Below are 23,374 nucleotides of genomic sequence, written 5' to 3'. Positions count from 1 at the left end.
CACTACCTGGGCACTTTGATGTCAGAAGGCAGCCGGAAGCGCCTCTGGCAGTGTGGACATCGCACCGGCGGGATTAGAGCTGCGAAGAGGCGTCCGATGATGGCCTTCCGCACGGTGGGCAAGCTCGGTGAGGGTGGCGGACCCGGTCGGTGGGACGCCATTTTTCCCCCCTCCCGCCCGATGATGTTCGGACAGGCGCACGTGCTGCAGGTAGGCATAGGCGATGCACGTCATGAGTGCGTGCCGGTGCAAGCCTGTCCAGGAGCGGCCCTCGAAGTGGTCGAGGCCAAGCTCCTCCTTCATCTGCTGATGGGCCTGCTTGCAGATCCAGCGTGCCTTGATCGGGCCGGCCAGCGCCCGCCGCGTCGTCTGGGGCGGCAGGTTGGAGAGGTAGTACTTGCGCTCGCCCGAGAGGCGCCACTCGCCCACGAGCCAGACCTCGGCGCCCGGTAGATGCCGGTTGTTGGCCCGGACCGGACCGTCGCCCACCCGCACGCGAACCATGGCGAACCGGGCCGCAAGCTTGCCTTTCGTGCCCTGGCGCCACGTCACGCGCCGCCAAGCAAGCTCCGCCAGGACCGTCTCGGCGTCGCGCGGCTCCTGGTCCGGCACGGGCTTGCGAGCGCGGCCTGTCGGCGACACCAGCTGCACGTCGGCGGCGTAGACCTTCTGGTTCCTGGGGATGCCGACCGCCCAGCTCAGCCCGCGAGCCTCGAGGCCGTGGCGGAAGACGGCGCTGCCGCCATAGCCTGCATCGGCCAGCACCACACCAAAGCGCAGGTTCTGCGCCCGCAGGCGGTCAAGCTCCGCCAGCGCGATCTCACCCTTGGTCCGCGGGGCAACTGCTGCCTCAGGCACGCCGGCTTGCGTGCATCGCTCCGGCCGGCACGTCCATTCGTCCGGCAGGAACAGGCGCAGGGCGACCGGCACGGGGACCTCGTCGCGCGCCAGGGTGAGCGAGACGAGCGCCTGACAGTTCGCCTTCTTGCCCAGCGCGCCACAGTACTGGCGCGCGACACCCACTGACAGCGTACCCTTCTTCGGCAAACCGGTGTCGTCGATCACGAGGCAGGCCTCTGATCCACCCACCAGCCGGTCCGCTTCGCGGGCCAACACCGTCCAGAGGGCGCGATCGTCCCAGGCCGAGCTCGCGATGAAGTGCTGCAACTGGTCGTGTCCGGATAAGCCGAGGCGGGCTGCCATCGGCTGCAAGCTCTTGCGCTCACCAGGACCGAGCAGGCCCCGCAGGTAGAAGGGGGCCCAGCGCCGCCGTGTCTTGCGGCCGGTGGCGGCCAGGAAGGGCGCCAGCCACGTATCAAGCTCCGGGAGCTGATCGCAAGCGTCAGGCATCGCAGCCTCCCGCATCATCAGGGAAGCAACCTCTCAACTCCGCTAAAGTGCCCAGGTAGTGCTAGGCTCACCCGTTGGCGACGAGGCGCAGCGCGGGAACCGCGGCAGGTTCGGCGATCCGGGCCGGTTGAGCCTTCACCTCGGCGGCAGGGTAGCCCAGGAACCAATCGGCCGCGAAGGAGAGGCTGCGGCAGGGCGGCAGGCTGGCATTGCCGTTCGTCCAGCGCTCCCGACCATTCGGCTCGACCGCGTTCCAGCCGTCGGACAGGCTCGCGTCGCTCATGGCGATCTCCGCCCCGTCGATGCGCAGGTCGGACACCCGAACGCCCAGCAGGCGGGGATCCTCGTTGTCGGCGATCCAGTGCGCCGGCACCGAGCTGCGGGAGCGCAGGATCAGCGTCTGCGTCCCCGCGGGCACCGCGAACGTGAAGCGGCGGTTCTCGACCGCGGACGGCGCGACCACCCGCCCGTCGGCAACGAGTTCGAGATCGGGATCGTCGTGGCGCTGGGCGCCGAGGTGCTTGGCGCGCGCGATGAGCCAAGCCTTCACGGCATGCAGGCGCGGGCCCGACAGCGCGTGGGGCGCGAGGAGCGGCGGGGTTGCAGCGTCCGCAGGGCGCGTGCCCCAGCCCTGCCCACCCTCGAAGAAGGCGTGCATGCCGCAGTCGCGGTAGCTCTCGGCGGGGGTGCCCTCGGCGAGCAGGGCCTCGTGGCTGTCGAGTTCGATGTGCCAGTAGCCGACCGACTCCACGGGCTGCCGGACGATCGTCGCCGCATTGACGAGGTGCTTGGCGGGGATGAGCACGTCGTCGAACAGGAGGCAGTGGTCGGGCGAGACGAGCAGGTCGCGCGCGGGAACCCCCGTGGCGATGGCGCCGGCCTTGATGCGCACCGGCCAGGCGTCATTCGGATCGGCAGAGGTGGTGCACGCGACGGTGCGATGGCCGATCCAGCGGACCGGGCGGTGCTCCCCGGACGCGGTCACGACGCCGTCGCCCACGCGCAGCTCCTCGACCGGGACCTCCGCCTCACCCCTGTTGCGGGCCACGCGAATGCGTGTGCCGGTGACGAAGCAGACCACTGCGTAATCGGTCGGCGTATTGTTGCTGTCGAAAGTCACGCGCTGGCGGGCAGCAAGCGGTGTATTAGACAAGACGTACCGGGTTGTGGGCGTGGTCGTGCTGTCCGTGAACTGGATCATGCTCGACGAGTCGTACTGCGTCGCAAACAGGGTCTTGGTTGAAGACGCGCTATCCCCGGGGAATATACCAGTCGCTTGCACGGTATCGCCGGCGGCATTGACCGTGCCGCTGACAGTGATGTTCGCCGTCGAAACATCGTCGATGCCAAACCCCGCAGACGGAGCGCCATCGTCGGATCCAACAAATCCGGCTCCGTATACCGTGTTGTTAAAGACAATCGCCATTGTAAATTCCTCCCCAGCTTGCTTCGATGACCGACACGGCAAGCCGAATGAAGAGCTTGGACGCTGCTCTTCAATTCAAATCCACCGATCGTCTTGCAATTTCGTATCAAGCGTCAGCACGACCCGTAAAGGGCCTGGGGCAGCGGGGATCGCCGCCATGAACTGCGGTCGATCGTATCCCAGTCTTTTCAAAAGTAATGTGATTTTTCTGATACACAGGCAGTGCCTTGGCATGGTGGACTTTTGTCCAACTCTACGCCATGCGGCGGGAATGATTGCCGAATCTTCCTAGATTGATTGCCGAATATTCCCGACTCGGTTGCAGCTCAAGTGAGAGTGGGCTCGGCTGCCTGTTCCCGTCGTCCGCGGGTCTCGTGCCCTGCGCCATGCTCGGGCTCGTCGGACGGGCCCTTGCGCGGGGAGCCCCATCCGGATCGACGGGATGCCGGTGGCGCTGCCGACCGATTTCGGGTCACGCCCGATGGTGCGCATGCGGCAGGAGAGCCGGCATCTCCGACGGCACCCATCCGCCCGGAATCGGCCCGAGCGTTCAGGTCAGACCCACCGCGCCATCGTCGGCGCAGGCCCTCGTCGCGGCGGTCGTGAGGCTCAGCGCAGGAGGTGCGAGCGGCGCGCTTACGGCGCGCCTTCGGCCTTCGTGAACGCGTCGAAGGCGCGGGCCGTGTAGACGAGGGCCGCGCCCGTGTTCAGCGCGATCGCAACCCCCAGCGCCTCGACCATTTCCTCCTTGGTCGCACCCGCCTTGCGCGCGGCCTCGGTGTGGAACGCAATGCACCCGTCGCAGCGCGTGGTCACGGCCACGGCCAGAGCGATCAGTTCACGGGTCTTGGCATCGAGCTGCGGCTCCTTCGGCGTGGCCGAAGCGATGAGATCGTGCGCCTTGATGAGGTCGGGGCTGATCTGCCCGATCTGCCCCAGCGTGTTTGCCAAATCGGCACGATAGCCGTTCCAGTCATGCATCGTTGGCTTCCTCACTCGATGGCCCTCTGCGGAGCCTCTCAACGTGCCTGCTTCGCCTGCCGAAGCGCAGATAGCAAACCCTTCCTTATCCGGGCGGATCACGCTCGCGTGATTGCCGGACAGTCGTCCGTCCGCTCATTGTCGCCGATCCGTCCAGTTCGCTCGTCACCGCGAAACAAACACACCAGAGATGACACTGCCATTTCGACCGAAAAGCTCGGCGGCGCGGCGGCAGCTCGTGGCCGCATCCTTCTGGTAGGCGGCGATGTATGATTGGGCCGTCAGCCGCAACTGCCCCTGCTCAAGCTCGTCCGGATCGATCTTCATGGCTTGAACAGCTGCGCGAAACCGGTCCTTGTCCGCGCGGATCTCAGGGCAGGACATGTTCACGAACCCTGCGAGCCCCGCGAGCTTAGCTGCCTTGTTCTGCATCGACGTCGGCTGAGGGGCGCCCTCTTCAGCTGTCGCATGAAACGGGTGCAGACTGCCCATCATGAGAAGCAGGGCACCGATGGATTTCACCAAAACATTCCTCCCTCGCTGGGTTATCATTGATCCAGATTGATCCTGGCGTTCCTGCGCTTGATAAGCGCAGATACATCCCAAATCAATCCGCCGAGATGGGTAAAATACGGCCGCCCAGAGAGTATAAGATTATATTTTTAAGAGAAAACCCTAAAATGCCTATCGATTGCTTATTGGAACGACATCATCCCTGCCGAGTCTTGTCGGCACGGCGTCATCGTTGCCGGAAGGATGTTTCCCGGACGGTCCAGCACGGCTCCTGCCGAGACGTGGGCGTTCTTGCGTGTCCGCGGCCTGGGACAAGGCCGGTCTGCGCGCGCTTGTCCGCCGCCGCGCGCTCCCCGTGATTCGCAATCCTGTGCTGAGGCCCGCTACGGCTCTCTGCCGGCCGCAACCTTCACCGCTGAAGGATCGACGGCTTCGTCCGGCCCCGCCGCGCTGGGCTCGGCCTCATCGGCCGTATAGCCGGCAAGCCAATCGGCGCTGTCCTGAGACCCGGCGCGATAGGGATCATCCGTATAGGGCTTGCCAGCGGCTTTCGCGGCCTTGCCCTCTTCGAAGACCGTCTGGGACACCACGAACGAAGGCATAGCGTCGACCTCCGGTTGCGTCGCCTCAGCATATGTCGGCGGGCGTCGAATCGCGAGAGTGCTGGATGAGGCGCTCTCGACCTCAACGGCTGGTCCGGCATAGCTCCGGACGGATGGCGAGCGCACTCGCCCGCTGCCGCCGAGCAGCGTTGCCCGCCAAATTTTTTCGACGGGACCCGGTGACGGATCCTCGGGCGGGGCCCACTTTCGCATCCGCCCGGGCGGGCCGCTTCAGTAGGGGACCTGCGTCTCGGGAGCGGGCTGGATCGGAAGGGGCTCGCGTCCGGCGGCCGGCCGCGCGGGGGAGCCGGGCGAACTTCGCGCTGCGGGGGCGGGCCCCGCCGGCCCCCTGGGGCCGGGTGGTCCTGCGGGACCGCGCGGTCCGACCTTCCCGGGAAGGCCGGGCGCCCCGCGCTCGCCGGGCGGACCCGGAGGTCCGATGGGCCCGGCTTCGCCCGCAGGGCCGCGCGGGCCGAGCGGCCCCGCCTCTCCCTCGGAACCCTTCAGCCCCGGGAGGCCCGGCGGACCCGGGGGACCCGCCGTGCCGGTCGGCCCCGCAGGGCCCGCCGGTCCGATCGAGCCCGCTTCCCCCTGCGGCCCGGGCGCTCCCACGGGGCCGGTATCCCCCGGAGGGCCCGGCGGCCCGGCTGGACCGACGTCACCGCGAGGGCCGGCGGGACCGGGCGCTCCCGCAGGCCCGACCGGGCCCGCAGGGCCGACCGGCCCCGCAGCACCAACCGGCCCCGCAGGACCAACCGGCCCCGCAGGACCAACCGGCCCCGGAGGTCCGGCCGGACCCGGAGGACCGGCAGGTCCGGGCGGGCCGATGCTCGCCGCCGGTCCGGCCGCGCCGGTGTCTCCCGGAGGGCCCGGTGGTCCGGCCGCGCCCGGCGCTCCCGCGAGGCCCTGCTGCCCGCACTCGCCGACGACGGCGCGGCGGTCCTGGCGCTTCGTCCGCAGGGTCACGATGCAGGTGGGCGGATGGTAGACGAGGCGGAACTCGAACCGGCCCTTGCCGTCGGCCCGGGTCGAGAAGCGGTCGTCCAGCACGATGTCCTCATCCGGCTCGTCGATGGAGCCGAGCACCCAGAGTTCGCCGGCCGTGATCTTGGCGGCCAGGATCTGCATCTCGGCGAGAGCCGGGGATGCGGAGCAAGCCGACGCGACCGCCGGCAACAACCATCGCTTGAGCATCACCGCGCCCCCGCCTCGCGATCTCCCGGCGTGGCCGCCAGCTTGAGCGGGTTTGCGGCCCCAGGGAAGCGCGTCCGCACACCCGTCAACAGAGGGCGCCGCCGATCCGGGTTCTCTTTCGGATGACGCGGCCCCGGGCAGCGGGGCGGTCCATGCCCTCAGCTGGGTCCGGCGGCCGCCACATCCTCGATCGAGCGGCCGGAGACGACGGAGAGCGGGCATTCGTCCAGGACGTCCTGCGATCAGGCTCGGCCCGGCGTCACCGCCCAGCTCGTCAGCACGCCGCCGAGTTCGAGCGGGACATCGTCGTGGAGCCGGCGTGCGGCGTGCTTCTGAACGACGAAGGACAGCATGGCGCGGTGCGGGCAGCGATTCATCCGCCTCTTGAGAACCGCCGCGGGGGCGGCTCATGGTCGGCGCAACGGCTGGCCGGCCCCGCGGTTTCCGCCGCGGCGATGGAGGTTCTTAACCACCCCGCCGCCCTCCCGGCGGCGTTAACAGCCCCGGCGCTATCCGATGTTACCGTGGCGGCGATCAGGGAAGGCCGGTGAGATGTCGTCGAGCATTGTCGCAGACACGGATGTCCCGCGCCCGGGCCTCCTCCTGTCCGAGCTTCTCGGCGCGCTCAGTCACGCGCTCGACCTCACCGAGGGGCAGCCGGTCGGGCATTGCGTGCGCGCCACCTGGATCGGCATGCAGATCGGCCGGGAGATGGGCCTGCCGGAACCGCAGCTGTGGGAACTCTACTACACGGTGATGCTCAAGGACCTCGGCTGCTCCAGCAACGCCGCCCGCATCTGCGAACTCTATCTCTCCGACGATCTCGGCTTCAAGCGCGACTTCAAGACCGTGAGCGACAGCCTGCCCCAGGTGCTGGGCTTCGTGTTCTCGCATACCGGGCTGAACGCCGGCTTGGCCGGACGCCTCAAGGCGATCCTCACCATCCTCCAGAACGGCGGGGAGATCGTCGACGACCTGATCCAGACCCGCTGCCAGCGCGGCGCCGAGATCGCCGCGCGGCTGCGCTTCCCGCCCGCGGTCTGCGAGGCCATCCACGCCCTCGACGAGCACTGGAACGGCAAGGGCCGGCCCGACCGGCGCGCCGGGCCGGCCATCCCGCTCTATGCCCGCATCGCCCTGCTGGCGCAGGTCGTGGACGTGTTCCACACCGGCGCCGGGCGCGCGGCGGCCCTCGCCGAGGCTCGCCGCCGCGCCGGGACGTGGTTCGACCCGCACGCGGTCGCCTGCCTGGAGCGCGCGGCCCGCATCCCCGGCTTCTGGGACATGCTCGCCTCCGACGGAATCGCCGATGCGGTCGCGGCCCTGGAGCCGGCCCGGCGCATGATCGTCGTCGACGAGGATTATCTCGACGACATCGCCCGCGCCTTCGCCCAGGTGATCGATGCCAAGAGCCCCTTCACCTCCGGCCATTCCGAGCGGGTGGCGGTCTATGCCGACATGATCGCGGCGCAGCTCGGCTACGGCCCCGAGCGGCGGCGCCGGCTCCGGCGGGCGGCGCTGCTCCACGATATCGGCAAGCTCGGCGTGTCGAACGCCATCCTCGACAAGAACGGCCAGCTCGACGACACGGAGTGGCGCGCCATGCGCAACCACGCCGCCCTGTCCGAGAGCATCCTCGCGCGCGTGGCCGCGTTCCGCGAGATGGCCCGCATCGGCGGCGCCCATCACGAGCGCCTCGACGGCAAGGGCTATCCCCGCGGCCTCTCGGGCGGCGCGATCGCGCCGGAGACGCGGATCGTCTCCGTGGCGGACGTGTTCGATGCGCTCACCGCTCATCGCCCCTACCGGGCCGCGATGCCGGTCCCCAAGGCCCTCGCCGTCATGCGGGCGGAGCTGGGCACGGCCTTCGATCCGGATTGCTTCGCGGCCCTGGAGCAGGCGATCGCGACCCTGGAGGGCGACCTGTCCCGCGCGGCCTGAAGACGAACCGCGCGGCGGGGCCCGGCCGCGCCGGACCCCACCGCTCCCCTTGTCCGCTCCTCCCCTTGTCCGCCCCCCGGGCACCGGTTCCTCACCGGACGGAGGCCGTCTCCTGGATTTCGGCTTCCCGGCTCTCGTCGGCGGTCACCGAAACGGCGTCGCCGTCGCGGCGGATCGCGACCGAGCGGGCCTCGGCGCCCGTCTGCCGGGGCGTCGAGACGGTCACGCCCTGGCCTTCGGCCAGCACCGCCTCGAACCGCAGGGCCGGGGCGGCGGCCCGGGGGGCCAGCGTCACCACCACGTGATAGCCCTTGGGCTCCACGGTATAGTAGGCGACCCCGGCCAGCGGGCCGAGATCGATGCTGGTCGCCCGGGCGGGCTTGACGGCATCGGCCGCGGCCGAGCCGATGAGGGACGAGGCGGCGAGCGCCGCCAGGAGCGTCGTGCGAAGGATCATGATGGGCTGTCTTTCCGGCTGGACGGGACCATTCCGGCCCCGCGTCTGTCGCCCATATGCGGTGCGGCGCAGCATGGATCAAACAGATTGCATCGATAATGGCTATTGATCATATCGATCTTGCCCGGATCGACCTGAACCTGCTGGTCGCCCTCGACGCGCTCCTGTCCGAGCGCAGCGTCACCCGGGCGGCGGCCCGCACCGGGGTCGGGCAATCGGCGATGAGCAGCAGCCTCGCCCGGCTGCGGGCCCTGTTCGGGGACGAGCTGCTGACACGGGCCCCCGAGGGCATGCGCCCGACGCCGCGGGCGCTGGCGCTGGCCGAGCCGGTGCGCACCATGCTGCGGCAGGTGCAGGTCCTGGTGCGGCGCGACGAGGTCTTCGACCCGCGCACCGTGGAGCGCACCTTCACCATCAGCCTGCCGGATTCGACCGAGGTGCTGCTCGGGCCGACGCTCCTCGCCTATCTGCGCGCGGAGGCGCCGGGCATCAGCCTGCTCCTGCGCTCCATCGACCGCGCCCATATCCTGGAGGCGATCGACGCCGACCGGGTCGATCTCGCCGTCGACCTGTCCTTCCGCGGGCAGCTGCACCACAAGCAGAGCCTGCTCTACCGCGACAGCTACGTCTGCCTGTTCAACGCCGCCCTGGTCGGGCTGACGCCGCCGATCTCCCTCGACGACTACCTGCGCTTCCCCCACGTGCTCACGAGCCTGAGGGAGACCGCGCACGGGGTGGTGGACGACGCGCTCGCCAAGCTCGGCCGCCGCCGCATCCTCGCCGTCACCTCGCCGCGCTTCCTCGCGGTGCCCTTCCTGGTGCGCAAGGCGCCGGTTCTCACCACCATGCATGCCCGCCTGGCGCATTTCTTCGCGGATGCGCTCGGCCTCACCGTCAGCCCCGCGCCGGTGGCGCTGGATGACGTCGCCATGTCGATGCTCTGGCACGCTTCCTACGACGACGACCCGGCCCATCGCTGGCTGCGCGCCCTGCTGCGCCGGCTCGCGCACGAATGCGTCGAGCCGCCCGGATCCGCCTGACGCCGTGAGGCGCTCAGGCCGGTGCGCCGTGATCCTCCGGCCGGCGCAGGCGGGAGACCTGTTCGTGCAGCTCGGTCAGGAAGGCCGTGAGGGAGACCTCCGGATCGTCGGATTCGCCCGTCACCGCGGTCAGCCCCCATTGGGCGAGCACCGCCTCCTGGATCGGATCGGCCCGGGACATGAAGACGAAGGAGCGCGGCCGGCTGCGCTCGTAGCCCGATATCTGCCACGTCCGCCACAGCTTGTGCAGCAGGAGCCGGATGTTCATGTCGTTCATGCTGTAGCCGATGAACAGCACGGTCTTGCCGAGCGCGTCCGAGCGGAACTTGATGTCGAGGGGCGAGTCGAATTCCAGCCGATTGAAGTAATCGGTCTCGGTGATGACGAGGGATTGGTCGTCCTCGAAGTCACCGTGGAACTTCACGATCTGCGTCATCCGATCGTTGGTGTGGGCGATGTCGCGGGCATTCGACACCTTCACGTAGGCGAGGCCGTGCGCCTCGTAGGCGGATTCGATGTTGCGGTCGTAGTTCGTCGTGTAGATGAGCGGGAAGTCGAGGCCGATGATGAGTTCGTGCAGCCGCGAGTTGCGGATCGCGCTCTCGGAGATCTTCCAGTTCCGGTCCATCCAGCTGCGCAGCGGGCCGATGCTGCCGGTGGAGATGCGGTAATATTCGGCGAGGGTGTGATAGCTGATGCCGTGCTGCGGCCCGACCTCGTGGCCGAGGCCCAGCTCCTCCGCCATGTGGACGATCAGTTCCCGCCAGGACGGCAGGCCCACCGAGATCGATAATCCGGCACCCGCGAACAGGATTGCACGGCGCTCGTGGATCGCGGTCGCGAGCTGGTTCGTCACGTTCGATGGCAATGGCATGCAGGCTTGGCGTCCCGTCTCCGGCGTCGAGAGATCCGGTGTGACCAACAATGACGATACGCCGCTGTTCCCGTGCACTGACGTCTCTGCTGATGCGAATCGATGCAATGCAGATGAATATTGTCGATGCCCGGATCTCCTTTGAGGCGTGACTGGACCGCGCGGCCCCGTCTCAGGCGAGCGGCCAGACGAGGAGGATCAGCGGCACGCCCGCGACGAGGACGAGGAGCGAGAGGGGCGCGCCAAGGCGCGCGTAGTCGCCGAAACGGTAGCCGCCCGGGCCCATCACCAGGGTGTTGCACTGATGGCCGATCGGGGTGAGGAAGTCGCAGGCCGCGCCGATCGCCACCGCCATCAGGAAGGCGTCGGGCCGGTAGCCGAGCGTCCGGGCGAAGCTCGCGGCGAGGGGCGCCATCACCAGCACGGTGGCGGCGTTGTTCAGGAAGGGCGTCACAGCCATGGTGGCGACCATGATCAGCGCCACGGCGCCCCAGCCGGGCAGCAGCACCCCGGCCTCCGACAGCCATCCGGCCAGGAGGTCGGTGGTGCCGGTGCGGCGCAGGGCGTCGCTCACCGGGATCAGGGCGGCGAGCATCACGAGGATCGGCCATTCCACCGCCTCGTAGGCTTCCCGGGCCGGCAGGGTGCGGAACACCACCATGCCGAGGGCGGCGGCGAAGAAGGCCACCGCCACCGGCACGAGGCCGGTCGCCACCGCGGCGATGGTCGCGGCGAGGATCGCCACGGTGATCCAGCCCCGCCGCACGCTCCCGAGGGGCAGGGCGCGCGAGGCGAGGGGCAGCGCCCCGAGGTCGCGCAGCCGCGCGGGCAGGCCGGCCTCGCGGCCCTGCAGCACGATGACGTCGCCCGCCCGCAGCCGGATGTCGCGCAGGCGCTCGGTGAAGCGCTTGCCCGCCCGGCTCACCGCCAGGAGCGTCACCTCGAAGCGCGCGTGCAGGGCGAGGCCGCCGGCCGTCTGGCCGACCAGGAGCGAGGTCGGCCCGATCACCGCCTCCACGGTGCCGACCTCGTCCTCGGCCCCGTCCCCGGTCCGCGGCCGGCGGTCCTCCCCGTCGAGGAGCAGGCCCGCGGCGCCGACGAGGCGGTCGAGGGAGGCGGGGTCGCCGCGCAGGATCAGGCGGTCCCGGGGCTGCAGCACGGCGTCGGGCAGCGGCGCCATGCGCCGGGTCTTCTCGCGCACCAGCCCGGTCACGCTCACCTCGGATCCGGCCTCCGCGCGGAGGTCGGCCAGGGTGCGGCCCACCAGGGCGGAATCCGCGGGGATGCGCGCCTCGGTGGCGTAGTCGGTGATCGCCACCGCCGCGTCGAGCCCGGCCGTGCCGCGGCGGTCGCGGGGCAGGAGCCGGTAGCCCACGCCGAGGAAGGCGACGCCCGCCACCGCGAGGCCGAGCCCCACCGGCGCGAAATCGAACATGCGGAAGGGCTCGCCGGTGAGTTCGCCCCGCAGCCGCGCCACGATGATGTTGGGCGAGGTGCCGATCTCGGTCACGAGGCCGCCGAGCAGGGCCCCGAAGGCCATCGGCATCAGGAACAGCGAGGGCGAGCGGTCGCCCTTGCGGGCGAGCTGGTAGGCGATCGGCAGCATCATGGCGAGCGCGCCGATGTTCTTGATGAAGGCGGAGAGCACCGCGACGATGGTGACGAGGACGACCACCTGCGCCTGGGCGCTGCGCAGGCGGGGCGCCAGCGGCCGCAGCACGGCCTCGATCACCCCCGAGCGGGCGATGGCGGCGCTGACGACGAGGGCGCTCGCCACGACGATCACGATGTCGTCCGAGAAGCCGCCGAAGGCCTCCTTGGCCGGCACCAGCCCGAGCGCGAGGCCGGCGACGAGGGCGAGGCCCGCCACCACGTCGTAGCGCAGCCGCCCCCACAGGAAGAGCGCCATGGTGGCGCCGATGAGCGAGACGGCGAGGATCTGGTCGAGCGTCATGGCGCGGAGAACATCAGGCACGGGCCCGGTGTTCCTGCGCCGTTGTGCACAGGCCGCGGCGAACCGCACCGGTTCGCGGGGCGTTGTCCGCGCCCGGTGTGAGGCCAGACGTGGTGGGGTATGGCGAAGCGCAAGCAACGTGTCGCGGCCGAGCGGCCCCCTGCGGAGATCGTCGCCCCGGCGGTTCCCCCGGGCGCGCTCGCGGTCGCCCTCCTCGGGCTCGCTGAGTCGGCGGCGCCCCTGGTCCTCCTCGCCCGCGACGTCCGGCGGCTCGACGAGATCGCCGCGATCCTGCGCGCCCTCGACCCCGGGCGCCGGGTGGCGGTCTATCCGGAATGGGACTGCCTGCCGGGCGACCGCACCTCGCCGTCCCGCGGCACCATGGGCGCGCGGGCCGGCGTGCTGCGCTGGCTGACCGACGCGAACAACCGGCCGGACATCGTCCTCACCACGGCCCCGGCCCTGATCCAGCGGGTGCCGCCGCCCGGGACCTGGGCCGACGCGCGCGTCGCCCTGCGGGTCGGCGACCGGTTCGAGGCCGAGAGCCTCACCGCCGCGCTCACCCGCCTCGGCTACATCCTGGACGAGCGGGTCGACGAGCCGGGCGAGATCGCGGTGCGCGGGCGGACCCTGGAGGTCTTCCCGGCCGCCGCGCCGCGGCCCTGCCGCATCGAGCACGCGGACGGGCGCATCACCGCGATCCGCTCCTACGATCCGGTCACCCAGCGCTCGGTCACCGATGCCGAGGAGCTGCTCATCGATCCGGCCACCGAGCTGATCCTCGGCGCGGACGCGCCCGAGCCCCTGCGGCCCTTCACGGGCCAGGAGCACCGGCTGCCCCGGTTCTATCCCCGCCTCGCGACCCTCCTCGACTCCCTGCCCGGGGCGCGGCTCGTGATCGAGGCCGGCGCGGAGGGGCGCGCCGCGGCCTTCTTCGAGCAGGTGGCGGAGGGGCGCGCCGCCGGGGAGGCGCATCCCGCGGATGCCCGCCTCCATCTCACGCCCGAGGAGTGGGAGGCCCTCCTCGCGCGCCACCGCTTCGCCGCCGCCGAGACGGTGGCGGATGGGGCGGTGCCGGCCTTCGCCCGCGAGCGGCACCCGGCCGCCGCCTTCGGCCGGTTCCTGACGGCCCGCAAGCAGGCGGGGGACCGCATCCTGCTCACCGGCCCGCGCGGCCCCCTGCGCCGGCTCGCCGCCGAGGCCGTGTCGCGGCTCGGGCACAAGCTCCGGCGGGCGCAGAGCTTCGCCTCCATCCGCGCGGCGGAGCCCGGGCAGGTGGCGGTGCTGGAGGCGCCGATCGCCGCCGGCTTCCGGGTGCCGGAGGCGGGCGTCACCGTGGTGGCGGCCGCGGATCTCCTCGGCCTGCGGGCGGCGCCCGCCCTGGGCGACCCGGCCGTGCTGCCCTTCGGCGAGGTCGACCTGCATCGCGGCGACGTCGCGATCCACGAGGATCACGGCCTCTGCGTCTTCGAGGGGCTGGAGCCGCTCGAATCCGGCGGCGCGGCCGGGGAGGCGGCGCGGCTGCGCTTCGCCGACGACGGCGTGCTCCTCGTCCCCGTGACGCAGGCCGACCGGATCTGGCGCTACGGCGCAGCCGCCGAGGCCGTGACTCTCGACCGGCTCGACGGCGGCACCTGGGAGAAGCGGCGGGCGGCGGTCGCGCTCTCGGTCGCCGCCACGGCCCGGCGCATGCTCGACCTCGCCGAGGCGCGCCGCACCGCGACGGCCGCGTGCCTCGTGCCCCCCGGCCGGCAGATGGAGCGCTTCTGCGCCGGGTTCGGCTTCTCGCTCACCCCCGATCAGGCGGCGGCGATCGATGCGGTGCTCGACGACCTCGCCGCTGGCCGGCCGATGGACCGCCTCGTCTGCGGCGATGTCGGCTTCGGCAAGACCGAGGTGGCGCTGCGGGCGGCGGCGGCGGCCTTGTTCGCCGGCAAGCAGGTGGCGCTCGCCGCGCCCACCACCGTGCTGGTGCGCCAGCACGTCGAGACCTTCAGGCGCCGCTTCAAGCGCTTCGGCATCGTGCCGGCGCAGCTCTCGCGGCTGACGCCGCCGGCCGAGGCCAAGCGCGTGAAGGCGGGCCTCGCCGACGGCTCGGTGCGGCTCGTCATCGGCACCCACGCGCTCGCCGGCCGCGGGGTGCGCCTGCCCGAACTCGGGCTCGTGATCATCGACGAGGAGCAGCGCTTCGGCGCCGCCCAGAAGGAGCGGCTGCGCGGGGCGGCGGCCGGCGCCCACGTGCTCACCCTCACCGCCACCCCGATCCCCCGCACCCTGCAGACGGCGCTGGTCGGCCTGCAGGACCTCAGCGTGATCGCGACGCCGCCGGTGGTGCGCCAGCCGATCCGCACCGTGATCGCGCCCTTCGCGCCCGACACGGTGCGGGCGGCGCTGATGCGCGAGCACCGCCGCGGCGGCCAGAGCTTCGTCGTCTGTCCGCGCATCGCCGACATCGCGCCGATGGCCGCGCGGCTCGCCGCCATCGTGCCCGAGCTGACCGTCGCGGTGGCGCATGGCGAGCTGCCGCCCGAGCGGATGGACGACGCCATGGTGCGCTTCGCGGGCGGGGAGGGGGACGTGCTGCTCGCCACCAACATCATCGAGAGCGGCCTCGACGTGCCGCGCGCCAACACCATGCTGGTCTGGCACCCGGAGCGGTTCGGCCTCGCGCAGCTGCACCAGCTGCGCGGGCGGGTCGGCCGCGGGCAGCGGCGGGCGGCGGCCTATCTGCTCACCGATCCGGAGACGCCGCTGCCGGCCGCGAGCGAGAAGCGCCTGCGCACCCTGGCGGCCCTCGACCGGCTCGGCGCCGGCTTCGCGCTGAGCGCCCGCGATCTCGACCTGCGCGGGGCGGGCGACCTCTTCGGCGAGGATCAGGCCGGGCACGTCAAGCTGATCGGGCTCGGGCTCTACCGCGACCTCCTGGAGCGGGCGCTGCGGGCCGCCCGGGGCGAGCCCGACGAGCCGCCGCCGCCCGAGATCCGGCTCGGGCTCGCGGGCCGCATCCCGGAGGCCTATCTGCCCGAGCCGGAGCTGCGCTTCGGCCTCTGCGCGCGGATCGCGCGGCTGCGGAGCGCGGAGGAGGCGGGCGCCCTGCGCGACGAGATCAAGGACCGCTTCGGCCCGCTGCCGCCCGAGGTGGATACCCTGCTGACGCTGGCGCGGCTGCGGGCGACCTGCCGGGATCTCGGCATCGTGCATCTCAGCGCCGGCCCGCAGGGGCTCGCCGCGGATTTCGCCCCCGGCCGGGTGGAGGCGGTGGCGCGGGCGGTGGAGGGCGTGACCCGCCGCGGCGACCGGCTGGTGCTCAGCCGCCCCTGCGCCGATCCGGCCGCCTGCGGGCGGCTCGCTTTGCGGTTCCTGCGGGCGCTGGAGGCGGCGCAGGAGTGGGGCGAATGAGCACCAGCCGCGCCTGACCCCCGGGTTCACGGCGCAACCCGGCGTGACGATGCGGGTTTGGTACGAGGGTATTGAGCCGCCCCGCGGTATCTCGCCATGCGGGATCCCGGATCTCCGTCCGCTGGCGCTTCGGTCGTCCGGGACAGGGGTGGGTGATCGGAGAGGGCAGGGTGTTCACCCGCCCCGCATCATCACGTCCCCCCGCACGCAGGTGCCGTGCACGCCGAGATCCCGGTCGAGCATCACCAGATCCGCCGCGAAGCCGGGCGCGATGCGGCCGATGCGGTCGTCAAGCCCGAGCCAGCGGGCGGGCGTCAGCGCGGCCATGGTGAGCGCCTCCGCCAGGGAGGCGCCGCCGCGCGAGGCCATGTGGCGCACCGCACCGGCCATGGTGAGCGCCGAGCCCGCCAGCGTCCCGTCCGGGCCCGTGAGCCGGTCGCCCCGGCGCGTGATCGCGCGGCCGAACAGCGTGAAGGTCGCGTTGCCGGCCGGATCGCCGACCGGCGCCATCGCGTCGGTGACGAGCATCAGCCGGTCCGGTCCCAGAAGCCTGCGGGCGATGCCGAGCGCCGTGTCGCCGACATGGTGTCCGTCCGCGATGATGCCGGCGAAGACCCGCGGATCGCCGAGCGCCACCCCGACCGCGCCCTCCTCGCGGGCCGTGAGCTGCGACATGGCGTTGAACAGGTGGGTGGCGCCGCTCAGCCCCTCGTCGAGGGCGGCCCGGAAGGCGCTGCCGTCATCCGCCGTGTGGCCGGCGCTGACCCTGGCGCCGCGGGCGACCAGCGCCGCCACGGTGCCGGGCGGCGCGACCTCGGGGGCGAGGGTCACCAGCGTGACGCCCCGGTCGCCGAGGCCGGTGAGCAGCGCGACGTCGCCCTCAGTGAAGACCGCGAGCCGGGCCGGGTCGTGAATGCCCGGCCGGCGCGGGCTGAGGAACGGCCCTTCGAGATGGATGCCGAGGATGCCGGGCACGCCCTGCGCGATCGCCTCCGCCACCGCCGCGACCGCCGCGCGGATCACCGGGCGATGGTCGCTGATCAGGGTCGGCAGCAGGGCGGTGGTGCCGCCGCTCCGGTGCGCCGCGGCGATCCGGGCGATGGCGGCCGGGCTCGGATCGTCGTTGAGGAGCACCCCGCCGCCGCCATTGACCTGGAGATCGACGAAGCCCGGCGCGAGGATCGCCCCCGGCGGCAGGCGCAGGAGCGGGAGGCCGGGGGGCGGCGCCTCGGCGAGGTCGGCGATCCGGCCGCCGCGCAGCACCACGGCACGCGCGCCGAGGAAGCGCTCGCCGTCGAACACCCGCTCGGCGGTGATGACCCGATCGGGGCTGTCGCTCACAGCGTCTCCGTGACCTTGGTGAGACCGGGGGGCGCATCCGGGTCGAAGCCCCGGCGGCGCGCCTCCGCCTCGATCGCCCGGTAGGCCGGCACCAGCATCAGGATCGGGTCGCAGGCGGGATGCCCGTCTCCGAGCCAGGGCAGGGAGCCGGCCGGTCCCCCGCAAGCCTGCACCGGCACCCGGTCGCCGCGCAACTCCCGCACGAGGTCGTCGACGCCGCGGGCCAAGGGATCGGCCTGCCGCAGGGCGAGCACGGGGGTGTGGCGTGAGAGGGCGGCACGCGGCCCGTGCCGCAGCTCCGCCGCGCTGTAGCCGAGGGCGGGCAGGCGCAGGGTCTCGGAGAGCTTGAGGGCGATCTCGCGCACCGGCCCGAGCCCGTGGCCGCGCCCGGTGACGAAGGCGGCGCTCGCCTCCGCCGCGAGATCCGCGCCCCAGGCCGACCAGTCGAGGGTGAGCGCCGCCCCGAGCCGGTCCGGGAGGGCGGCGAGGCCCTGGGCGAGGGCGCGGTCCTCCGCCCAGGCCGCCACCACCGCGGCCCCGGCCACGAGCGAGGTCACCACCGTCTTCGTCGCCGCCACGGCGCGCTCCGGCCCCGCTTCGAGCGGCAGCACGAGGTTCGCCGCCTCGGCGACGGGCGAGCCCGCGTCGTTGACGAGGGCGAGGGTGAGGGCGCCGCCCTCGCGGGCGGCCTGGGTGGCCGCGACGAGATCCGGGGAGCGGCCCGATTGCGAGATCACCACGAACAGGGCGCCCTCGACCTGGGGCGGGCGCCCGTAGCCGGTGATCACCGAGGGCGCCGCCGCCGAGACCGCGAGCCCGAGCCGGGTCTCGATGAGGTAGCGCAGATGCACCCCCGCATGGCCCGAACTGCCCCGGCCGCACACCACCACGAAGGGGAAGCGCCGCCGCGCCAGCGCGGTGCCGATCCGGGCGGCCTCGCCGGCCGGCGCGCAGAGAGGCGCGGCGACGGTCGGGATCTCGGTGATCTCCGCCGCCATCAGGCTCGTCGGGCGGGTCATCGGGCCGCCTCCGCGGCGAGCGCGCGGCGCAGGCTGCCCCCGTGGCGCGCCAGCGCCTGCTCGGCCGCGTCGCGGCTCGCGCCGCAGCCGAGCAGCACCGCGAGCTTGATGTCGCCGCCCGATTCCGCCAGCGCCCGGGCGGCGGCCTCGGGGTCGCAGCCGGCGAGTTCGGCCACCATGGCGACGCCGCGGGCGCGCAGCTTGCGGTTCGTCGCCCGCATCGCGACCATGCGGCCCCGGTAGACCCGGCCGAGCCGCACCATGATCAGCGTGGAGAGGAGGTTGAGGACGGCCTTCTGGGCCGTGCCCGCCTTGAGCCGGGTCGAGCCGGCCACCGCCTCCTCGCCCGTCGCCACCAGGATCGGATGATCGCAGGTCTGGAGCACGGGCGTGCCGGGATTGTTGGCGATGCCGATCGTCACGGCCCCGCGCCCCCGGGCGGCCCGCAGGGCGGAGACGGTGAACGGGGTGGTGCCGCTCGCCGAGAGGCCGATCACCACGTCCGCGGGGCCGATGCCGGCCCCCGCGATCCAGGCCGCCCCGTCGGCGGTGGAATCCTCGGCATCCTCCACCGCCTGCAGGAGGGCGCCGTGCCCCCCCGCGATGGCGAAGCCGAGCCGCTCGTCCGGCCAGTCGAAGGTCGGGGGCAGCTCGGCCCCGTCCTGAACGCCGATGCGCCCCGAGGTGCCCGCGCCCGCATAGACGATGCGCCCGTCCCGGCGCAGGGCCGCCTCCGCCGCCTCCGCCGCCGCCGCGAGCGCCGGCAGGGCCGGCCCCACCGCCGCCACGGCGGCGAGCTGCCCTTCCCAGAGGGCCTTCAGAACGTCGAGGCTCTCCCAGGCATCGAGGTCGACGTAGCGGGGGCTGGCTCCCTCAGTGCTCATCCGGTCCCGGTTCCCTGAGACGCCGCGCCCGGGCGCGGCCCGCGGCTCTGCTGTCCTGTCTCTAACGGAGGCCGCCGCGCAAGGATCCCGGAGGAATCCGGCTGCGGCGACCCGGGCCGCGGGCTGCGCGACCGCCTGACCGAACGGATGGACAGTTCCACGGACGCGCGTACGATCGCGCACTCACCGGATGACCCAAGGTGCGCACAGATGCCCCCATCCGGTGGAGGAACCTTCCTGAAGAAACGGCCGGTTAAGGCCGCAGGGGTTCGGTTCCGGTTGCAGGGAGAGACACCCGATGGGCGCGCTGATCACGCCGGATGAACTGCCCCGGTGGGTTCCCGGGGATTTGACCCTGGACAGTACGGACCGACGCTGGGAGAGCATCCGCCTCCGCGGCTACCGCTATGCGCCGTCGGACGTGCCGGTGCCGGCGCTGAAGGACTACATGCTCGTCATCTACAGGGAGGGCGCCACGCCGATGTACCGTCGCTGCAACGGGGACTGGCGCAGCGAGCAGGTGCGGCCCGGCAGCATCTCCCTCCTCACCCACGCGGCCCCCTCCCACTGGCGCTGGAGCGAGGCCATCGAGGTGGTGCATCTCTACCTCTCGCCCGCGGCGGTGGCGGCGACCGCGGCGGAGATCTACGAGCGCGCGGTGCACGGTGTGGACCTGCGCGACGTGCTGCGCGCCGACGATTCCGTCCTCGCCGGCATCGTCACCTGCCTCGTGCAGGAGGCCCGGCAGGATGGACCCGGCAGCCGGCTCTACGTGGAATCCCTGACGACCTTCGCCTGCACGCACATCCTGCGCCATTATGCCGACGTGCGCTTTCCCGAGGCGAAGCCGCGCGGCGGCCTCTCGCCCGGACAGCGCCGGCTAGTGGCGGACTACGTGGACGAGAATCTCGACCGCTCCCTGTCGCTCGCCGACCTCGCCGGGGTGGCGGGGCTCAGCCTGTTCCACTTCACGCGGGCCTTCCGGTGCGCGTTCGGTTGCCCGCCCCACGTCTACGTGGTGCAGCGGCGCCTCGCCTCCGCCAAGCGGCTGCTGGCGCGGCCCGGGATCCCGCTCAAGGTCGTCGCCGCGCAATGCGGCTTCGCGGATCAGAGCCACATGACGCGCTTGTTCCGGCGCCTTCTCGGCGTGACGCCGGCCGAGTACCGCCGGCAGGCGGTCGGCTGACCGCGCGGGGCGCCCGGGCCCGGCCCGCAGCCAGTCCGGACACCACGAGGCCCGCTTCCGTTCGAGATCTCCGGCCCGGATACCCGCAAGGTCTCCGCCTCGGCCGCGCCCCGGTCGGCGGCCGCAACGAGACGGAGAGGAGGCGCATGGGACGCCTCTCGGGCAAGGCCGCGCGCCATCCGCCCGGCCGGCCTGTTCGCAGGCTGACGGCAGTCCCTATAACCATCGGGAGTCTCTATAATCATCAACAGAACACCGCATCCTCGGAGAGGAAACAGATGGCCAATGCCATGATGTCCGGAACCGCGGCCGACGGCTCGGCCGGAACGCTGAAGCTGGATGCGGTCGTGATCGGCGCGGGCGTCGCCGGCCTCTACCAGCTCCATCAGCTGCGCAAGCAGGGCCTCTCCGTCAGGGCGTTCGACTCTGCTGCCGACGTCGGCGGAACCTGGTATTGGAACCGCTACCCCGGCGCACGCTTCGATTCGGAAGCCTATATCTACCAGTATCTGTTCTCCGATGAACTCTACAAGGGCTGGAGCTGGAGCGAGAAATTTCCGGGCCAACCGGAAATCGAGCGCTGGATGCACTACGTCGCCGATCGGCTCGATCTGCGCAGGGACATCCAGTTCGAGACCACGATCGAGCGCGCGCAGTTCGACGAGACGGCCGGGCGCTGGCGGATCGCCACCGGCCGGGGGCAGGAGATCGACGCTCAGTTCCTGATCACCTGCTGCGGGATGCTGTCGGCGCCCCTGACCTCCGTGTTCCCGGGGCAGGAGAGTTTCGCGGGGCCGCTCTTCCACACCGCGCGCTGGCCGAAGGAGCCCGTCGACCTCGCGGGCAGGCGGGTCGGCGTGGTGGGGATCGGCGCCACCGGCATCCAGGTGATCCAGACCATCGCCGAGGCGGTCGGCCACCTCACGGTCTTCGCCCGCACGCCGCAATACGTGCTGCCGATGAAGAACCTCCGCTACACGCCGTCCGACCAGGAGAGCTACAAGGCCAAGTTCCCCTGGCTGGCGGAGCGCCTGCCGCGGACGTTCAGCGGCTTCGCGTACGACTTCGAGAACGGGGCCTGGGCCGAGCGCATGCCGGAGGAGCGGCGCGCCATCCTGGAGGAGATCTGGGAGGACGGCTCGCTGAAGCTCTGGCTGGCCTCCTTCGCCGAGATCTTCTTCGACGAGGCGGCGAGCGCCGAGATCTCGGATTTCGTGCGCGAGACGATGCGCGCGCGGCTGAAGGATCCGCGCCTGTGCGAGATCCTGATCCCCGCCGATTACGGCTTCGGCACCCGCCGCGTGCCGCTGGAGGTGAACTTCCTGGAGGTCTTCCACCGGCCGAACGTCTCGCTGGTCGGCGTCCGGGACAATCCGATCGTCCGCATCACGCCGGCCGGAATCCGGCTCGCGGATGGGACGGAGCACCCCCTCGACATCCTCATCCTCGCCACCGGCTTCGACGCGGGCACCGGCGCCCTGACGCGGATCGACATCCGCGGCCGGGACGGGCGCAGCCTGACCGAGGAGTGGGGCCGCGACATCCGCACCGCCATGGGGCTCCAGGTCCACGGCTATCCCAACCTGTTCATGACCGCGGCGCCCCTCGCCCCCTCCGCCGCCCTGTGCAACATGACGACCTGCCTCCAGCAGCAGACGGAATGGATCAGCGACTGCATCGCCCACCTGCGCGGGCGCGGTCTGAGAGTCATCGAGGCCACGCGCGACGGTCAGGACGAATGGGTCGCCCATCACGATGCCCTGGCCAACGCCACGCTCGTGGCGAAGACCGATTCCTGGTACATGGGATCGAACGTTGCGGGTAAGCCGCGACGGCTCCTGTCCTATATCGGCGGCGTCGGAACCTATCGGCAGAAATGCGAGGAGGTCGCCGCCCGAGGCTATCCCGGCTTCACGATGCGCTGACGGCCGCGCCCACCCCGAAGGGCCGGCGGATGCCGCCATGCCCTCGCGTCACTGAGGAGGACAGGATGACGGAGGATTTCACCGCGGCGGCCGACGCGATCCTGCAGGAGGCCGTCTCGTCGGATCCGGGCGTGGCCGGGGTCGTCGCGATGGCGACGGACCGCCACCGGACGTTCTACGAGGGCGCCGCCGGCCGGCGCCGGATCGACCGCGACGCGGCGATGACGCCCGACACGGTCTTCGCGATCTTCTCGACCACCAAGGCGATCACCGGCACCGCGGCCCTGCAGCTGGTCGAGGAGGGCCGGCTCGACCTCGACGCCCCCGCCCGGACCTATCTGCCCGAGATCGGCCGCCTTCAGGTCATCGAGGGGTTCGGCGAGGATGGCGCGCCGCGGCTGCGCGCACCGCGGCGCGCGATCACCACCCGCATGCTGCTGCTTCACACCGCGGGCCTCGGCTACGACATCTTCAATCCGACCTACCGGCGCCTGGCCGAGGAGAGGGGGCAGCCCAGCATCATCACCGGCTCCCGGGCGGCGCTGGCGACGCCGCTCCTGTTCGATCCGGGGGAGCGCTGGGAGTACGGCAGCAATCTCGACTGGTGCGGGCAGGTGATCGAGGCGATCACCGGGCGCCGGCTCGGCGCGGTGGTCCGGGACCGGATCTTCGAGCCGCTCGGCATGGCGGACACGGCCTTCTCGCTGTCCGGCCCGATGCGGGAGCGGCTCGCGGGGATGCACGCACGGGGCGCCGACGGCACCCTGACGCCGATGGCGTTCGAGCTGCCGGCCGATCCCGAGGTGGAGATGGGCGGTCACGGCCTCTACGGCACGGTGGGCGACTACATGCGGTTCATCCGCATGTGGCTGAACGACGGGAAGGGGGAGCACGGACGCGTGCTCGAGCCCGAAACCGTCCGCATGGCGGCCCGGAACCATCTCGACGGGCAGCGGGTGACGATGCTGCCCGGCGTGATCCCCGCCCTGTCCAACGACGCCGAGTTCTTCCCCGGCCTCCCCAAATCCTGGGGGCTGAGCTTCATGATCAACGACGCCGAGGCGCCGACCGGACGCCCGGCCGGGGCGCTCGGCTGGGCCGGGCTGGCGAACCTGTTCTACTGGATCGATCGGGAGAACGGACTCGGCGGCTTCTGGGCCACGCAGATCCTGCCCTTCGGCGATGCGGCCTCCCTCGACGGCGATCTCGCGTTCGAAACCGCCCTCTACCGCAGCCTGCGGCAGCGCCAAGCCGCCTGACGGGCGTCCGGCAGGCGTCCCGATGCCGT

At 71.8% G+C, this 23,374-nt stretch carries 18 protein-coding genes; 6 read left to right on the top strand and 12 right to left on the bottom strand.

All coding sequences use genetic code 11. The features are described 5' to 3' along the window. Positions 1–21 precede the first annotated feature (21 nt). From ACE101_RS11035 to ACE101_RS11010, 6 genes are all read right to left on the bottom strand, one after another. On the bottom strand, positions 22–1,350 hold the full coding sequence (locus ACE101_RS11035; protein WP_379129119.1) for an IS701 family transposase: 1,329 nt from the start codon (positions 1,348–1,350) through the stop codon (positions 22–24). Positions 1,351–1,417: 67 nt separating this feature from the next. Then, the gene (locus tag ACE101_RS11030) at positions 1,418–2,776 is read right to left on the bottom strand and encodes a Hint domain-containing protein (protein ID WP_379129117.1); all 1,359 of its coding nucleotides are present in this window, start codon (positions 2,774–2,776) and stop codon (positions 1,418–1,420) included. Positions 2,777–3,412: 636 nt separating this feature from the next. Next, positions 3,413–3,757 carry a carboxymuconolactone decarboxylase family protein gene (locus ACE101_RS11025; protein ID WP_379129115.1) on the bottom strand — a complete coding sequence of 115 codons (345 nt, stop codon included), beginning with the start codon at positions 3,755–3,757 and terminating at the stop codon, positions 3,413–3,415. Between the two features lie 165 nt (positions 3,758–3,922). Then, positions 3,923–4,279 (bottom strand): hypothetical protein, encoded by a 357-nt coding sequence (locus tag ACE101_RS11020; protein ID WP_379129112.1) that lies wholly within the window; start codon positions 4,277–4,279, stop codon positions 3,923–3,925. Positions 4,280–4,653: 374 nt separating this feature from the next. Further along, positions 4,654–4,872, bottom strand: coding sequence for a hypothetical protein (locus ACE101_RS11015; RefSeq protein ID WP_379129110.1), 219 nt, complete (start codon positions 4,870–4,872; stop codon positions 4,654–4,656). A gap of 1,436 nt (positions 4,873–6,308) precedes the next feature. Next, positions 6,309–6,443, bottom strand: coding sequence for a hypothetical protein (locus tag ACE101_RS11010; protein ID WP_379129107.1), 135 nt, complete (start codon positions 6,441–6,443; stop codon positions 6,309–6,311). A gap of 175 nt (positions 6,444–6,618) precedes the next feature. Between ACE101_RS11010 and ACE101_RS11005 the strand changes: the two genes are divergently transcribed. Further along, positions 6,619–8,007 (top strand): HD-GYP domain-containing protein, encoded by a 1,389-nt coding sequence (locus tag ACE101_RS11005; protein ID WP_379129105.1) that lies wholly within the window; start codon positions 6,619–6,621, stop codon positions 8,005–8,007. 91 nt (positions 8,008–8,098) lie between these two features. Here ACE101_RS11005 and ACE101_RS11000 read toward each other — a convergent pair whose 3' ends face one another. Further along, the gene (locus ACE101_RS11000; RefSeq protein ID WP_379129103.1) at positions 8,099–8,464 is read right to left on the bottom strand and encodes a hypothetical protein; all 366 of its coding nucleotides are present in this window, start codon (positions 8,462–8,464) and stop codon (positions 8,099–8,101) included. 98 nt (positions 8,465–8,562) lie between these two features. On the opposite strand from ACE101_RS11000, the gene ACE101_RS10995 reads away from it, so the two are divergent. Next, a complete protein-coding gene (locus ACE101_RS10995) occupies positions 8,563–9,504 on the top strand; it encodes a LysR family transcriptional regulator (protein ID WP_379129100.1) in 942 nt (313 codons plus the stop codon). Between the two features lie 13 nt (positions 9,505–9,517). Here the strand turns inward: ACE101_RS10995 and ACE101_RS10990 are convergent, their stop codons facing one another. Both ACE101_RS10990 and ACE101_RS10985 read right to left on the bottom strand, forming a co-directional pair. Beyond that, complete coding sequence (locus ACE101_RS10990; RefSeq protein WP_379129098.1) at positions 9,518–10,378, bottom strand: SIR2 family NAD-dependent protein deacylase; 861 nt, start codon at positions 10,376–10,378, stop codon at positions 9,518–9,520. Between the two features lie 172 nt (positions 10,379–10,550). Then, a complete protein-coding gene (locus ACE101_RS10985; RefSeq protein WP_379138595.1) occupies positions 10,551–12,332 on the bottom strand; it encodes an SLC13 family permease in 1,782 nt (593 codons plus the stop codon). Between the two features lie 120 nt (positions 12,333–12,452). Between ACE101_RS10985 and ACE101_RS10980 the strand changes: the two genes are divergently transcribed. Next, positions 12,453–15,731 carry a helicase-related protein gene (locus tag ACE101_RS10980; protein ID WP_379129096.1) on the top strand — a complete coding sequence of 1,093 codons (3,279 nt, stop codon included), beginning with the start codon at positions 12,453–12,455 and terminating at the stop codon, positions 15,729–15,731. A gap of 174 nt (positions 15,732–15,905) precedes the next feature. Here ACE101_RS10980 and nagA read toward each other — a convergent pair whose 3' ends face one another. From nagA to ACE101_RS10965, 3 genes are read right to left on the bottom strand one after another with little or no spacing between them, the layout of a single operon-like run. Then, positions 15,906–17,072 (bottom strand): N-acetylglucosamine-6-phosphate deacetylase, encoded by a 1,167-nt coding sequence (nagA, locus tag ACE101_RS10975; protein WP_379129093.1) that lies wholly within the window; start codon positions 17,070–17,072, stop codon positions 15,906–15,908. Continuing rightward, positions 17,069–18,091 (bottom strand): SIS domain-containing protein, encoded by a 1,023-nt coding sequence (locus tag ACE101_RS10970; protein WP_379129091.1) that lies wholly within the window; start codon positions 18,089–18,091, stop codon positions 17,069–17,071. Before ACE101_RS10970 ends, nagA begins: the two co-directional genes overlap by 4 nt. Further along, on the bottom strand, positions 18,088–18,975 hold the full coding sequence (locus ACE101_RS10965; protein ID WP_379129088.1) for an N-acetylmuramic acid 6-phosphate etherase: 888 nt from the start codon (positions 18,973–18,975) through the stop codon (positions 18,088–18,090). Before ACE101_RS10965 ends, ACE101_RS10970 begins: the two co-directional genes overlap by 4 nt. 298 nt (positions 18,976–19,273) lie before the next feature. Between ACE101_RS10965 and ACE101_RS10960 the strand changes: the two genes are divergently transcribed. From ACE101_RS10960 to acmB, 3 genes are all read left to right on the top strand, one after another. Beyond that, complete coding sequence (locus ACE101_RS10960; RefSeq protein ID WP_379129085.1) at positions 19,274–20,161, top strand: AraC family transcriptional regulator; 888 nt, start codon at positions 19,274–19,276, stop codon at positions 20,159–20,161. Between the two features lie 278 nt (positions 20,162–20,439). Beyond that, on the top strand, positions 20,440–22,086 hold the full coding sequence (locus ACE101_RS10955; RefSeq protein ID WP_379129082.1) for a flavin-containing monooxygenase: 1,647 nt from the start codon (positions 20,440–20,442) through the stop codon (positions 22,084–22,086). Positions 22,087–22,151: 65 nt separating this feature from the next. Further along, positions 22,152–23,345 (top strand): methyl acetate hydrolase AcmB, encoded by a 1,194-nt coding sequence (acmB, locus tag ACE101_RS10950; protein WP_379129080.1) that lies wholly within the window; start codon positions 22,152–22,154, stop codon positions 23,343–23,345. Positions 23,346–23,374: the final 29 nt, after the last annotated feature.

The sequence above is a fragment of the Methylobacterium carpenticola genome, from assembly GCF_042748905.1.
In the GTDB taxonomy this organism is placed as follows: Bacteria; Pseudomonadota; Alphaproteobacteria; order Rhizobiales; family Beijerinckiaceae; genus Methylobacterium; species Methylobacterium carpenticola.
The sequence above is the reverse complement of the archived record's forward strand: the minus strand, read 5'-3'. Positions and strand labels throughout refer to the sequence as shown.